This window comes from Streptomyces sp. ATexAB-D23, assembly GCF_000373645.1.
GTDB lineage: Bacteria > Actinomycetota > Actinomycetes > Streptomycetales > Streptomycetaceae > Streptomyces > Streptomyces castrisilvae.
This window is the reverse complement of record NZ_KB892079.1, coordinates 178,219-191,891: the sequence shown is the minus strand read 5'-3', so window position 1 is coordinate 191,891 and position 13,673 is coordinate 178,219. Positions and strand designations below refer to the sequence as shown.

At 69.6% G+C, this 13,673-nt stretch carries 14 protein-coding genes; 2 read left to right on the top strand and 12 right to left on the bottom strand.

The window, feature by feature from the left end:
• Window position 1: 1 nt before the first annotated feature.
• From B082_RS0133570 to B082_RS0133550, 5 genes are all read right to left on the bottom strand, one after another.
• Window positions 2–955: a helix-turn-helix transcriptional regulator gene (locus B082_RS0133570; protein WP_018556157.1), complete on the bottom strand. Its 954-nt coding sequence runs from the start codon at window positions 953–955 to the stop codon at window positions 2–4.
• 113 nt (window positions 956–1,068) lie between these two features.
• On the bottom strand, window positions 1,069–1,440 hold the full coding sequence (locus B082_RS0133565; protein WP_018556156.1) for an FKBP-type peptidyl-prolyl cis-trans isomerase: 372 nt from the start codon (window positions 1,438–1,440) through the stop codon (window positions 1,069–1,071).
• Between the two features lie 43 nt (window positions 1,441–1,483).
• Window positions 1,484–2,440 (bottom strand): FKBP-type peptidyl-prolyl cis-trans isomerase, encoded by a 957-nt coding sequence (locus B082_RS0133560; RefSeq protein WP_018556155.1) that lies wholly within the window; start codon window positions 2,438–2,440, stop codon window positions 1,484–1,486.
• 148 nt (window positions 2,441–2,588) lie between these two features.
• On the bottom strand, window positions 2,589–3,950 hold the full coding sequence (gene pafA / locus B082_RS0133555; RefSeq protein ID WP_026250454.1) for a Pup--protein ligase: 1,362 nt from the start codon (window positions 3,948–3,950) through the stop codon (window positions 2,589–2,591).
• A 9-nt stretch (window positions 3,951–3,959) separates the two neighbouring features.
• Window positions 3,960–5,219 (bottom strand): MFS transporter, encoded by a 1,260-nt coding sequence (locus B082_RS0133550; RefSeq protein ID WP_018556153.1) that lies wholly within the window; start codon window positions 5,217–5,219, stop codon window positions 3,960–3,962.
• 130 nt (window positions 5,220–5,349) lie between these two features.
• On the opposite strand from B082_RS0133550, the gene B082_RS0133545 reads away from it, so the two are divergent.
• A complete protein-coding gene (locus tag B082_RS0133545) occupies window positions 5,350–6,387 on the top strand; it encodes a LacI family DNA-binding transcriptional regulator (protein WP_018556152.1) in 1,038 nt (345 codons plus the stop codon).
• A 68-nt stretch (window positions 6,388–6,455) separates the two neighbouring features.
• On the opposite strand, the gene prcA is transcribed toward B082_RS0133545, so the two are convergent.
• The 6 genes from prcA to arc all read right to left on the bottom strand — a co-directional run bounded on the left by prcA (window position 6,456) and on the right by arc (window position 12,294).
• Entirely contained in the window at window positions 6,456–7,301 is an 846-nt protein-coding gene (gene prcA, locus B082_RS0133540; protein ID WP_026250453.1) for a proteasome subunit alpha, read from the bottom strand.
• A gap of 59 nt (window positions 7,302–7,360) precedes the next feature.
• The gene (gene prcB / locus B082_RS0133535) at window positions 7,361–8,206 is read right to left on the bottom strand and encodes a proteasome subunit beta (protein WP_026250452.1); all 846 of its coding nucleotides are present in this window, start codon (window positions 8,204–8,206) and stop codon (window positions 7,361–7,363) included.
• Window positions 8,158–8,412, bottom strand: a complete 255-nt coding sequence (locus tag B082_RS38540; RefSeq protein ID WP_267885859.1) for an endonuclease VII domain-containing protein — start codon at window positions 8,410–8,412, stop codon at window positions 8,158–8,160. Before B082_RS38540 ends, prcB begins: the two co-directional genes overlap by 49 nt.
• 25 nt (window positions 8,413–8,437) lie before the next feature.
• A complete protein-coding gene (locus B082_RS0133525; RefSeq protein WP_018556149.1) occupies window positions 8,438–8,656 on the bottom strand; it encodes a ubiquitin-like protein Pup in 219 nt (72 codons plus the stop codon).
• 121 nt (window positions 8,657–8,777) lie between these two features.
• Complete coding sequence (gene dop, locus B082_RS0133520) at window positions 8,778–10,289, bottom strand: depupylase/deamidase Dop (RefSeq protein WP_026250451.1); 1,512 nt, start codon at window positions 10,287–10,289, stop codon at window positions 8,778–8,780.
• Between the two features lie 238 nt (window positions 10,290–10,527).
• A complete protein-coding gene (gene arc, locus B082_RS0133515) occupies window positions 10,528–12,294 on the bottom strand; it encodes a proteasome ATPase (RefSeq protein WP_026250450.1) in 1,767 nt (588 codons plus the stop codon).
• Window positions 12,295–12,535: 241 nt separating this feature from the next.
• Here arc and B082_RS0133510 point away from each other — a divergent pair, with 241 nt between their 5' ends.
• A complete protein-coding gene (locus B082_RS0133510; protein WP_018556146.1) occupies window positions 12,536–12,847 on the top strand; it encodes a ferredoxin in 312 nt (103 codons plus the stop codon).
• Window positions 12,848–12,869: 22 nt separating this feature from the next.
• On the opposite strand, the gene B082_RS0133505 is transcribed toward B082_RS0133510, so the two are convergent.
• Window positions 12,870–13,451, bottom strand: coding sequence for a hypothetical protein (locus tag B082_RS0133505; protein ID WP_018556145.1), 582 nt, complete (start codon window positions 13,449–13,451; stop codon window positions 12,870–12,872).
• Between the last annotated feature and the right edge of the window lie 222 nt (window positions 13,452–13,673).

Here is a 13,673-nt window from a genome sequence, read left to right as displayed (position 1 = left end):
CTCAGTCCTTGGCCACGGCGCGCAGCCGGTCCACCACGTCGGCCCGCAGATCCGCGGGTCCTGTGACGACGACGTCCGGGCCGAACTCGACGAGCCAGGCGTCCAGACCGTGTCCGTACGGGATCTCCAACTCCTCCCACCCGTCACCGAGTTCCCGGACCGATATCGCGCGGGCGCGCAGCGGGTAGCCGGAGTCGGCCCGCAGCCTGATCAGCGCGGTGCGGGTCGCGGTCTCCCCGGCCCAGCTCTCCACGGTCTCGCGGACGGTGACCACGTCGGGCACCTCGGCGGTGAAGGCTCCGGCCCGGGAGCGGACCCTGCCGGTGATCCGGGAGAGCCGGAAGACGCGCTCGGCGCCCCGCTCCCGGTCCCAGCCGGCCAGATACCAGTGGCCGCGCCAGCACTCCAGCGTCCAGGGCTCGACCTGGCGCTGCTCGGGCTGGGCGGCGTTGGCCTTGCGGTAGTCGAAGGTCACCGGGCGGCGGTCGCGGCAGGCCAGCATCAGGGGTTCGAACGCGGCCTCGTGGACGGGGATACGGGGTTCGAGGGCGCTGTGCACCTCGTAGGCCTCCCCGGTCTCGGGCATGCCGGCGGCCCGCAGCTTCTGGAGCGCGCCGCTGGCCGCGCCGGCGAGCCGGGCCTGCTGCCAGACCTTGGCGGCCAGGCCGAGCGCGGCGGCCTCCTCGGCGTCCAGGGTGATCGGGGGCAGCCGGTTGCTGTCGCGGCGGGCCAGATAGCCGGTGTCGCCGTCCAGGTTCTCCACGGTCTCGATGACGAGACCGAGCTCGCGCAGATCGTCCTTGTCGCGCTCGAACATCCGGTTGAAGGCGTCGTCGGAACCGGCTTCGAGGTAGGCCTCGATGGAACCGCGCAGTTCGCGCTTGCTGAGCGGGCGCCTGGTCCCCAGCAGACACAGCGCCAGGTTCATCAGCCGCTCGGCCTTGGCAATCGCCATCGACGCCCTTTCTGTTGTGCTCTACGACGCTCGACCGTACCGCCCCGGGGTGTCCGGACAAAAGCGAGGGCCCGCGCCTTGCGGCACGGGCCCTCGGAGCGCGAGTCGCGGGATCAGACGGCGACCAGGTCGCAGACGAAGATCAGCGTCTCACCCGGGGCGATCGCGCTGCCGGCGCCGCGGTCGCCGTACGCGAGGTGCGCGGGGATGGTCAGCTGGCGACGGCCGCCGACCTTCATGCCCTGCACGCCCTTGTCCCAGCCCGCGATGACCTGACCGGCACCGAGCTGGAACTGCAGCGGCTTGCCGCGGTTCCACGAGGCGTCGAACTCCTCGCCGGTGGAGAAGGCCACACCCACGTAGTGGACGGAGACGAGCTGGCCGGCCTTGGCCTCCGCGCCCTCGCCCTCCCAGATGTCCTTGATCTCCAGGTCGGCCGGCGGCTCGCCACCCGGGAAGTCGATCTCGGGCTTGTCGATGCTCACTGACTTGCTCCTCTTACTGATGAACTGGGCAACCGGGACAGTCTTACATCTTCGCCAGGATGTCCACGGCGAACACCAGTGTGGAGTTGGCCGGGATCGACTGCTGCTCCTTGTCGCCGAGGCCCTGGTCCGGCGGCACGACGAGGAGGACACGGCTGCCGACCTTCTTGCCGACCATGCCGTCCTTGAGCCCCTTGAGGGTGACCTGGGCGAGCGGGAAGGTGGCCGTCTTGCCCGTGGTGTACGTGTTGTCGAACTCCTTGCCGTCCTTCCAGAGCTTGGCCACGTAGTTCACGACGACCGTGTCGGTGTCCTTGACCACGTCGCCCTTGGACTCGAGCACGTAGTTGGAGACCAGCTTCTTCGGCGGGTCGACCTTGCTGGGGATGGTCAGGCTCGGCGCCTTCCCGTCCGTCTCGGTGCCCACCTTCGGCAGGTCGATGTTGTCCTGGGCGACGGGGGTGCCCTTGGCGGACGCCGGGATCTGCTTCGCCTTCAGGACGTCGACGACGAAGACGAGGGTGGCGTTCCCCTTGATGTCGCCCTGGCCCTGGGCGCCGTAACCGAGGTCCGGCGGAATGACGAGCTGGACCCTGCTGCCGACCTTCTGGCCGATCAGGCCCTTCTCCCAGCCCTGGATGACCATGCCGGCGCCGAGCGTCAGGTCGAACGGCTGCTTGCGGTCGAAACTGTTGTCGAACGGCTTGGTGGAGTCCCACTCCTGGCCGAGGTAGTTGACCTGGGTCACGTCGCCGTTCTTGAGCTTCGCGCCGTCACCCTCACTGATGACCTTGGTCTTCAGCTCCTTGGGCGGCGTTCCCGTGCCCTTGGCCAGGGTGGGCTTCTCGCCGAACTTCGCGCCCGCGGTGATGGCGGGGAAACCGCCCTTGGAGGGGGCGGACGCGGAGGCGGAAGCGGAGTCGGAGCCCTTGTCGTCGCTGCCGCAGGCCGCTGACAACAGCAGCAGGGGGACGACGAGAAGGCCGGCAAGTCGGCGCACTGGTTCCTCAGATCTCAGACGGCATATGTGGGGGACACGCGCCCCGGAGCTTCCGGGACCCCGCCACTCTAGGCCGTGCGAAGGGCCCCGTACGAGGAACGTACGGGGCCCGGGTCGCTGCCGGTGCCGGGGCGTGTCCCGCGCCGGCTCACATACCCGCGATCAGCTTCTCCACGCGGTCGTCCACCGAACGGAACGGGTCCTTGCACAGGACCGTGCGCTGAGCCTGGTCGTTGAGCTTGAGGTGGACCCAGTCGACGGTGAAGTCCCGCCGCTGCTCCTGGGCCCGCCGGATGAAGTCGCCGCGCAGCCGCGCCCTGGTCGTCTGCGGGGGCACCGACTTGCCCTCGAAGATCTTCAGGTCGTTGCAGATGCGGGCGGCCTGCCCCTTGCGCTCCAGCAGGTAGTACAGCCCCCGCCGGCGGTGGATGTCGTGGTAGGCGAGGTCTATCTGGGCGACCCGCGGATTCGACATGGTCATGTTGTGCTTGGCCCGGTACCGCTCGATGAGCTTGTACTTCATGACCCAGTCGATCTCGGTCTCGATCCGGCCGAGGTCCTCCGCCTCGATCGCGTCGAGCGTGCGCCCCCACAGTTCGAGGACGCGTGCGACGTTGCCCGTGCGGATGCCGCGGCGGTCGACGAAGTCCACGGCCTTCTCGTAGTACTCGCGCTGCACCTCTATGGCGGACGCCTCGCGGCCACTGGCGAGGCGGACCTTGCGCTGCCCGGTGGTGTCGTGGCTGACCTCGCGGATCGCCCGGATCGGGTTCTCCAGGGTCAGGTCACGCATCACCGTGCCCGCCTCGATCATGCGGAGCACCAGGTCGGTGGCGCCGACCTTGAGCAGCATGGTCGTCTCGGACATGTTGGAGTCACCGACGATGACGTGGAGGCGGCGGTAGCGCTCCGCGTCCGCGTGCGGCTCGTCGCGGGTGTTGATGATCGGCCGGGAACGCGTCGTCGCGGAGCTGACGCCCTCCCAGATGTGCTCGGCACGCTGGCTGACGCAGTAGACCGCGCCCCTCGGGGTCTGCAGCACCTTGCCGGCGCCGCAGATCAGCTGCCTGGTGACGAGGAAGGGAATGAGGATGTCCGCGAGGCGCGAGAATTCTCCGTGCCGGGCCACGAGGTAGTTCTCGTGGCATCCGTAGGAGTTTCCCGCCGAGTCGGTGTTGTTCTTGAAGAGATAGACGTCGCCGGCGATTCCCTCCTCGTGCAGGCGGCGTTCGGCATCGACGAGCAGGCCTTCGAGAATGCGCTCGCCGGCCTTGTCGTGTGTGACCAGTTCGGTCAGGTTGTCGCATTCGGGGGTTGCATATTCCGGATGCGATCCCACGTCGAGGTAGAGGCGGGCGCCGTTCCGCAGAAAGACATTGCTGCTGCGGCCCCATGACACAACACGGCGGAAGAGGTAGCGCGCCACTTCATCAGGAGACAGTCGGCGCTGTCCCCTGAACGTGCACGTGACGCCGTACTCGTTCTCCAGCCCGAAAATGCGGCGGTCCATGACTGAACATTACGCCTGATGGCCCGAGCTGAAACCGGGTTCGACGGCACCGTTTCGATCATTTTCCGATCCTCGCACCGCTACGGCGGTGCGGGCGGGAGCTGCGAGGACCTTTCCGGTGGCCAGGAGAACGGCCAGCGCGGCCACTCCACCGGCCCCCGCGACGGCGAAGCTCCAGGCAGTCCCGCCCAGCTCCACCGCCGGGCCGGCCACCGCCGTCCCCGCGGCCGCGCCCACCCCGAAGGTGGTCACGAGCCACGAGAACGCCTCCGTCACCGTGCCGCGCGGGGCGTGCCGGTCGACGACGATGAAGGAGCACGCGATGGCCGGCGCGAGGAACACCCCGGCGACGGCCGCCAGCGCGGTCATCGCGACCACTCCGGGCGTCAGCATCAGCGGCAGGTAGCCCAGCGCGAGCAGCGCCACGATCACCCGCAGCCGGCGCTCCGGCGCCCCGGCCCACTGCCGCGCCCCGTACACCAGCCCGCCGATCAGCGCGCCGAGCCCCAGGGCTGCCATCAGCCAGCCGTAGACGGACTCCCGGCCGTGGTCGTCGGCGTACGCGATGCCGGCCACGGTGATGGAGCCCAGCGCCAGCCCGACGAAGAAGAACGAGCCGAGCAGCGCCAGCAGACCGGGCGAGCGCAGCGCGCCCAGCCAGTGCGCCTCGCGCGGGGCCGAGCGCCAGGTCCGGGAGGGCTCGGAGAGCACGACGGACAGGGCGCCGAGTACGCCGATCGCGTTGATGACGAGCAGGGCGGCGGCCGGCGACCAGAGGGCGACCAGGAGCGTCACGAGGAGCGGTCCGGCCGTGAACATGATCTCCTGGGCGACCGCGTCCATGGCGTAGGCCCGGTGCACCCGGTCCTCGCGGCCCAGCACGCTCGGCCACAGGGCCCGCAGGCCGCCCTCCAGCGGCGGGGTGAAGACACCGGCCACGGCCACCGCCGCGTAGGCGAGCGGGAGGAGGCCGATGCCCGCCACGGCGAGCACGGCCATGCCGAGGGCGGACAGGACGGCGGCGGGCAATTGGACGCGCGGCTGCCCGTACAGGTCCACCGCGCGGCCCAGCAGTGGCTGCCCGGCCGCCGTGCCCAGCCCGTAGACCGCGGCGAGCGCGCCCGCGAGCGTGTAGCTGCCGCCCTCGGCCCGGATGAACAGGACGATCGCGATGTTGGCGGTGCCGTTGGGCAGCCGGCCCACCAGGGTGCCCGTCAGCAGCCGGGCGGCGTGCCGCGCCCTGAGGATGTCCAGATATCCCGCGGCCATGTCCCGCCCCTCTCCCCCGGAAGCCCGTTCGGGCGGCGAGGTTTTACGTATAACTACCGGGTTCATACGTACCATGAGCCCGTCCTCAGGTCCACCGCACGGGCCTGCCCCGACCGGCCCGGAGGCCCGCGTGACCAGCCCAGCACCGCCCGGCCCGCCCCGGCCCACCAGCCGCGACGTGGCGCGGGCCGCAGGCGTCTCCCAGGCCACGGTCTCCCTGGTCCTCGGCGAGAAATGGCGGGGCAGGGTCTCCGAGACCACCGCCGCACGGGTGCGCGACACCGCCCGCGGTCTCGGCTACCGGCCCAACCTCGCCGCCCGCAATCTGCGCCTGGGCCGCACCCGGACGGCCCTCCTGGTCGTCCCCGCCCTCACCAACGAGTTCTTCGCCCGGGTCTACACCGGAGCCGCCGCGGTCGCCGCCGAGCACGGCTTCGGGGTCGTCCTCTACCCCTCGCCCGACGGCACGGGCCCGGCCCGCGACCCCTTCCCCTCGGCACGCGCCGCGCTGGACGGGGTCATCGCCTCGTCCATGGCCGCCGACGCGCTCGACGCCCTGCACGGCGCGGACGTCCCGCTGGTGATGCTGGACAGCGACCCCTCGGCGCCCGGCCCCGCCGCCCGGGTCAACCTCGACATCGCCGACGGGATGCGCCAGGTGGCCCGCCACCTGCTCGCCCTCGGCCACCGCCGCTTCCTCCACCTCGCGTCGGCCGTCGACACCTGGACGTTCACGGCCCGCGCCGAAGCCCTGCACACGGCGCTGCGCGAGGTCCCGGGCACCGAGGTGCGCACCGCGTCCGCCGCGCTGGACGTACGGGCGGGGCGCGAGGCGGCGGAGCACGCGCTGGCGCTTCCGGGGACCCGGCCCACCGCGGTCGTGTGCGACGACGACATCCTGGCGGCGGGTGCCTGCAAGGCCGCCCGCCGGTTCGGGCTGCGGGTGCCGGACGACCTCTCGGTCACCGGCTTCGACGATCTGGCCCTGGCCACGGCCGTGGAGCCGGAACTGACCACCGTGCAACTGCCCGCCGAACAGGTCGGCGAGCGCGGCATGGCCGCCCTGCTGGCCGTCCTGGCCGGCCGACGGGCCCAGCCGGGCAGCCTGCCGGTGCGGCTGGTCGTCCGGGGATCATCGGCCCCGCCGCCCGGCCCTCCGACCGCATGACGGAGCCCCGGCCCGCCCGGGAAAGGCGGACCGGGGCCGGAGCGTCGCCGCGAGGGCGGAGCGAACCGCTACTCCACGTCCCCGCCGGAATCGGTGGTGTCGCTCGTACCCTTCGCGCCCTTGGCACCCTTCGGGTCCGCCGTGGCCGCGGGGGTGTCCGCGCCGTCGCCGTCCTCCGTGTCGGACGGGGCGTCCGTCGGCGTCGAGGCCGAGGCGTCCGCCTCCAGCAGCCGGGCCAGCTGCCGGCCGACGATCCGCTTGAACTTGCGCTGCTGCGGCCTCGTACGGTCCAGGACCGCGACCTCCAGCCGCTCGGCGGGGATCTCCCGCTCGCTGCCGTTGGGGTCTCGGGACAGCGCCTGCACCGCCAGCTTCAGCGCCTCGGCGAGCGACATCCCGTCACGGTGGCGCTGATCCAGGAACGTACTGATCTGTTCCGCGTTGCCGCCGACCGCGACCGAGCCGTGCTCGTCCACGATCGAGCCGTCGTGCGGCAGCCGGTAGATCTGGTCGCCCTCCGGCTCCGAGCCGACCTCGGCGACCACCAGTTCCACCTCGTACGGTTTCTCGGCCGCACTGGAGAAAATGGTGCCGAGCGTCTGCGCGTAGACGTTCGCCAGTCCACGCGCGGTCACATCGTCACGGTCATAGGTGTATCCACGCAGATCCGCATAGCGCACTCCGCCGATGCGGAGGTTCTCGTACTCGTTGTACTTACCGGCCGCGGCGAAGCCGATCCGGTCATAGATCTCGCTGAACTTGTGCAGCGCGCGGGACGGGTTCTCGCCGACGAACACAATTCCGTCGGCGTACTGCAGCACAACCAGGCTGCGACCACGGGCGATGCCCTTCCGGGCGTATTCCGCCCGGTCGGCCATGGCCTGCTGAGGTGAGACATAGAACGGCGTCGACACCGGCTATCCGTCCCTTTCTGTCAGTGGCAGGAGCATCGAAGAGGCCTGGATACGAACGCTCAGAGCAGCGCGGCGCGCGGGCCGTCGGGCTGTTCCAGGCGGCGTTCCAGAATCGAGCGCGCGATCTCGGCGGAATCCGCCTCGGTCAGCCGCCGGAAGCCCTCGTCGGTGATGACGGTGACGATCGGGTAGATCCGCCGGGCCACGTCCGGGCCGCCGGTCGCCGAGTCGTCGTCCGCCGCGTCGTACAGCGCCTGGACGACCAGGGTGAGCGCCTGCTCCTCCGTCAGGTCCTCGCGGTAGAGCTTCTTCATCGAGCCACGGGCGAAGATCGAGCCGGAGCCGGTGGAGGCGTACCCGTGCTCCTCGGAACGCCCGCCGGTGACGTCGTAGCTGAAGATCCGCCCGCGCCCCCTGTCGACATCGAAGCCGGCGAAGAGCGGGACGACGGCCAGGCCCTGCATGGCCATCGCCAGATTGCTGCGGATCATCGTGGAGAGCCGGTTCGCCTTGCCCTCCAGGGAGAGCTGGGCGCCTTCCACCTTCTCGAAGTGCTCCAGCTCCAGCTGGAAGAGCTTGACCATCTCCACGGCGAGACCGGCCGTACCGGCGATGCCCACGGCCGAGTACTCGTCGGCCGGGAAGACCTTCTCGATGTCGCGCTGCGCGATCATGTTGCCCATGGTCGCCCGCCGGTCCCCGGCGAGCACGACACCGCCGGGGAAGGTGGCCGCCACGATCGTCGTGCCGTGGGGCGCCTCGATGGCCCCCTTCATGGGCGGCGTCTGCCGGTTGCCCGGCAGCATCCCGGGCGCCTGGTCGGACAGGAAGTCCATGAAGGAGGACGACCCCGGCGTCAGGAAGGCAGCTGGTAGACGCCCGGTGCTACGAGTGTTGGCTTCCACGCGTTTCCCTCCAGGTATGCGATGGCCCTGCGCAAGGCGTCAGGATCATCTCCCAACTTGCCGATGGCCGAATTGCAGTTGAAGCACGGTACGCCCCGGACCCTACCCGTCCGGTGGCAGTGATCCACATATGAGGCGGGGGCAATCGGACCGGTCGCTCGGTCCCTGCCCGCGGTGTGCGGTGCGGGCGTCCGCCCGCACCGCACACACCTGCCGCCGGCTCCGGGCCGACTACTCCCCGCCCTTCTGAACGAATGACCTCACGAAGTCCTCTGCGTTGGCCTCGAGCACGTCGTCGATCTCGTCGAGGACGTCGTCCACGTCGTCGCTCAGCTTCTCCTGGCGCTCCTTGAGGTCTTCGGAGCCCTGCGCGTCCTGCGCCTGCTCCTCGGCCTCCTCGGTGGAACGCGTCGCCTTCTGCTGTCCGCCGCCGGTGTCCTTGGTCGCCATCTAGCTCACCCCGCTCGGTTCGAAAGCACTTGATCAGACCCTACCCATGGGGTCCGACATTGGCCCGGTACTTGTCTCAACGTCCGGAGGTCATCGGAATGATTCCCAGCCGGGAGCCCTTTCAGCCGCCCGACAGGACCTGGACCAGCTCCTGAGCCGTACGGCACCGGTCCAGAAGGCCCTGCACGTGTTCGCGGGTGCCGCGCAGCGGCTCCATCGTGGGCACGCGCTGCAACGAGTCCTGGCCCGGCAGGTCGAAGATGACCGAGTCCCAGGAGGCCGCGGCGACGTCGTCCGCGTACTGTTCGAGACAGCGGCCGCGGAAGTACGCCCTGGTGTCCTCCGGAGGCGCCGTACGGGCCCGCTGGACCTCGTTCTCGTCGAGCAGGCGTTTCATCCGCCCCCGGGCCACCAGACGGTTGTACAGGCCCTTGTCGGGGCGTACGTCGGCGTACTGGAGGTCCACCAGATGCAGGCGAGCCGCGTCCCAGTCCAGGCCGTCACGGCGCCGGTAGCCCTCCATGAGCTGGCGCTTGGCGACCCAGTCCAGCTCGCCGGCCAGGCTCATCGGATCGTTCTCCAGCCGGTTGAGGGTGTCCTCCCACCGGCCGAGGACGTCCTTGGTCTGCTCGTCCGCGTCCGGCCCGTACCGCTCCTCGACGTATTTGCGGGCCAGCTCGAAGTACTCCATCTGCAACTGCACCGCGGTGAGTGTCCGGCCGCTGCGCAGCGTGATCAGCTGCCGGAGCTCCGGGTCGTGGGAGACCTGGTGCAGGGTACGCACCGGCTGGTCCACGGCCAGGTCGACGTTGATGAAGCCGTCCTCGATCATGGACAGGATCAACGAGGTGGTGCCCAGCTTGAGGTAGGTGGAGATCTCCGAGAGGTTCGCGTCGCCGATGATCACGTGCAGGCGGCGGTACTTCTCGGCGTCGGAGTGCGGCTCGTCGCGGGTGTTGATGATCGGGCGCTTCAGCGTGGTCTCCAGGCCGACCTCGACCTCGAAGTAGTCCGCGCGCTGGCTGAGCTGGAAGCCGTGCTCGTGGCCGTCCTGGCCGATTCCGACCCGTCCGGCGCCGGTGACCACCTGCCGTGAGACGAAGAACGGCGTCAGGTGCCGCACGATGTCCGAGAACGGGGTCTCCCGCTTCATCAGGTAGTTCTCGTGCGTGCCGTAGGAGGCGCCCTTGTTGTCGGTGTTGTTCTTGTAGAGATGGATGGGCTGGGCGCCCGGCAGCTGGGCCGCGCGCTCGGCGGCCTCGGCCATGATCCGCTCGCCGGCCTTGTCCCACAGGACCGCGTCCCTGGGGTTGGTGATCTCCGGGGAGCTGTACTCGGGGTGTGCGTGGTCGACGTAGAGCCGGGCCCCGTTGGTGAGGATCACATTGGCCAGGCCGATGTCCTCGTCCGTGAGCTGGCTGGAGTCGGCTGTCTCGCGGGCGAGGTCGAAGCCTCGCGCGTCCCGCAGCGGATTCTCCTCCTCGAAGTCCCAGCGGGCGCGCCGCGCCCGGTGCATCGCCGCCGCGTAGGCGTTGACGATCTGGGACGAGGTGAGCATGGCATTGGCGTTGGGGTGTCCCGGTACGGAGATCCCGTACTCGGTCTCGATGCCCATTACTCGCCGTACGGTCATGCGGCCCTCCTTGCCCGGCGGCGCTCCCTTCCGGGGCGGCGCTCAAGTACCGCTGCTTCTTCGGTGCGTGCGCGGTCCGCCCGTGCCGCGCTGCGTGAACGGGCGGTACGCCAGAGCCTAGAACGCCTCTGTGCCGGTGGGGAGATCAATTGCGTCGACATTGCCGCGGTGTCGCCGCGGCTGTCCGGAAAGCAACGGGCTGCGGATGCCCGGCGGGCATCCGCAGCCAGTACGCCTTCTACAGGTACTGCCCGGTGTTCGCCACCGTGTCGATGGAGCGGCCGGTGTCCGCGCCCTGCTTTCCGGTGACGAGCGTGCGGATGAAGACGATCCGCTCGCCCTTCTTGCCGGAGATACGGGCCCAGTCGTCCGGGTTGGTGGTGTTCGGCAGGTCCTCGTTCTCCTTGAACTCGTCCACGCACGCCTGGAGGAGGTGGGAGACCCGAAGGCCCTTCTGGCCCTGGTCGAGGAAGGCCTTGATGGCCATCTTCTTGGCCCGGTCGACGATGTTCTGGATCATCGCGCCGGAGTTGAAGTCCTTGAAGTACAGGACTTCCTTGTCGCCGTTGGCGTACGTGACTTCGAGGAAGCGGTTCTCCTCGGACTCGGTGTACATCCGTTCCACGACCGACTGGATCATGGCGTGGGCGGCGGCTTCCTTGGAGCCGGTGTGCTCGGCCAGGTCGTCCGAGTGCAGCGGCAGGGAGGGGGTGAGGTACTTCGCGAAGATGTCCTTCGCGGCCTCCGCGTCCGGACGCTCGATCTTGATCTTCACATCGAGCCGGCCGGGGCGCAGGATCGCGGGGTCGATCATGTCCTCGCGGTTGGAGGCGCCGATGACGATGACGTTCTCCAGGCCCTCGACGCCGTCGATCTCGGCGAGCAGCTGGGGGACGATGGTGTTCTCCACGTCCGAGCTGACGCCCGATCCACGGGTGCGGAAGAGGGACTCCATCTCGTCGAAGAAGACGATGACGGGGGTGCCCTCGCTCGCCTTCTCGCGGGCACGCTGGAAGACCAGGCGGATGTGGCGCTCGGTCTCGCCGACGTACTTGTTGAGGAGTTCGGGGCCCTTGATGTTGAGGAAGTAGCTCTTTCCGGCGGGCTGGCCGGTGACCTCCGCGACCTTCTTCGCGAGGGAGTTGGCGACGGCCTTGGCGATGAGCGTCTTGCCGCAGCCGGGCGGGCCGTAGAGCAGGATGCCCTTCGGCGGGCGCAGCTCGTGCTCGCGGAAGAGGTCGGGGTGGAGATAGGGAAGTTCGACGGCGTCGCGGATCAGTTCGATCTGGTCGCCCAGGCCGCCGATCTTGTCGTAGTCGATGTCCGGTACTTCTTCGAGGACAAGTTCCTCGACCTCGCTCTTGGGAACGACTTCGTAGACGTAGCCGGACCTGGGTTCGAGCAGCAGGGCGTCGCCGGGGCGGATGGTGATGTCCAGCAGCGGCTCGGCGAGCCTCACCACCCTCTCCTCGTCGGTGTGCCCGATGACCAGGGCGCGTTCGCCGTCCTCAAGGATCTCCTTGAGGGTGACGATGTCCCCGGCCCGCTCGAATTCCATGGCGTCGACCACGTTGAGCGCTTCGTTGAGCATGACCTCCTGGCCGCGCCGGAGGTCTTCGAGCTCGACGCTGGGGCTGACGTTCACCCGGAGCTTGCGGCCCCCGGTGAAGATGTCGCAGGTGCCGTCCTCGTTGGCCTGCAGGAACACGCCGAAGCCGGCCGGTGGCTGTGCGAGCCGGTCGACCTCCTCCTTGAGGGCCACGATCTGGTCGCGGGCCTCGCGCAGCGTGCCGGCGAGCCGTTCGTTCTGGGCGGACACGCCTGCGAGGTTGGTCTGCAACTCGACGATCCGCTCTTCGAGAATCCTCGTATGCCGCGGAGAGTCGGCGAGCTTACGTCGCAGGACGGCGATTTCCTGCTCAAGATAGGCGACCTGGCCGGCTGGGTCTTCGGACCCCCGGCCGGGCCGGGTGCCGCGGTTGATGTCGTCGTCGTGGGCTGCCACGGTCCTCACCTCCTCCAAGGGGAGCTGGACGCTTCCTGACCCTACCTGGGTGGGTGGTGATTGAAACCCCTAGATCACAAAGACTGTGGGGTGTGTCCGATCTTCACCCTTGCGCTCTCCCTCGTCACAGGTGAATACCCACCGTTCAACATCGGAAAGCCGCCGGTTGTATCGTCGAAGCGTTCAACACCCGTCAGGGTCGGCATTTTCCGGTCCGGATACGCAGGAAACGGCAGGCGACATGACCGCGCGGCAGGACGCTCCCACCGATGGCGAGGGGCAGGACCTTGAGGTCTGGATCGACCAGGACCTCTGCACGGGGGACGGGATCTGCGTGCAGTACGCACCCGAGGTGTTCGAGCTGGACATCGACGGTCTGGCGTACGTGAAGAGCGACGAGGACGAGCTGCTCCAGGACAAGGGCGCGACCACGCCGGTGCCGCTGCCGCTGTTGCAGGACGTCGTCGACTCGGCGAAGGAGTGTCCGGGCGACTGCATCCATGTGCGGCGTGTTTCGGACAGGGTCGAGGTGTACGGGCCCGAGGCGGCCTGATCCGCGGCTGCCGGGCGGGGGGTCAGATGCCCTCGTCGGAGGGTTCGGCGGTCTGGCTGGTGCGGATGAAGGCGCCGTTCTGCCACTGCCAGGTCACCTTCTCCTGCTGATCGGGGCAGCAGGAGGGCACGGAGGGCGAGGAGTAGCCGAGGAGCGTGGCGGAGATGACGCGGTCGCGGACCGTGAAGTCGCCGACGCTCAGTTGCTGGGCGGGGTCCACCAGGGTCGCGACGATCCTGGGTGCGGCCCCGCTTCCCTGTGTGAGGACGTAGACGCCGCTGGGCGGGGTGCCGGCTCCGGCCGTGCAGTGGACGACGGCGACGGTCTCGGGCCGGTCGTCGCCGTCGAGGTCGCCGGGGGCCTCTTTGACCACGGTGGTGCCGGCCCCGCCGCAGTCGAGCGGGAAGGCCGCCTTCGCCGGGTCGGGCGCGGCGGCCGGGGCGGTCGCGTGGGTGGTGGGGTGGGGTGTCGAGGCCGAGGCGCGCGCGTCGGGCTGGAGCAGACCGGCCGCGGCGACGACGGCGGCCATGGCGGCCGCTGTGGCGAACCAGTGCATGGGCCTGGTGTCGGTGTGCGCGAGGTCCGGGAGCTCGGAGGGCTGCACGCGGGATGTCTCCTGTGGTTCCTGTGGTGCGGGATGCCGGATGAGGCGGTGCCGCCGCCTCGGCGTCGGCGGTGCGGGGGTGGCCAGCATCGTGCCACACCTCACACGGCAGCGGAACGGTGGGGTGGGAAGGCCGGCGGCCTCCCGTACCGGTCCGGGGAGCGAAAGGGCGCCGCCGCCGAGCCCCGGGTCGGTCCGGGAACTCGGCGGCGGCGCCGGTGC

Bases quoted from the DNA above. Each gene is read 5' to 3' on its own strand.
- dop (WP_026250451.1), bottom strand. From the start codon at position 10,289: ATGACCGTACGGCGAGTAATGGGCATCGAGACCGAGTACGGGATCTCC.
- pafA (WP_026250454.1), bottom strand. From the start codon at position 3,950: ATGGACCGCCGCATTTTCGGGCTGGAGAACGAGTACGGCGTCACGTGC.
- B082_RS0133550 (WP_018556153.1), bottom strand. From the start codon at position 5,219: ATGGCCGCGGGATATCTGGACATCCTCAGGGCGCGGCACGCCGCCCGG.
- B082_RS0133525 (WP_018556149.1), bottom strand. From the start codon at position 8,656: ATGGCGACCAAGGACACCGGCGGCGGACAGCAGAAGGCGACGCGTTCC.
- B082_RS0133510 (WP_018556146.1), top strand. From the start codon at position 12,536: ATGACCGCGCGGCAGGACGCTCCCACCGATGGCGAGGGGCAGGACCTT.
- B082_RS0133570 (WP_018556157.1), bottom strand. From the start codon at position 955: ATGGCGATTGCCAAGGCCGAGCGGCTGATGAACCTGGCGCTGTGTCTG.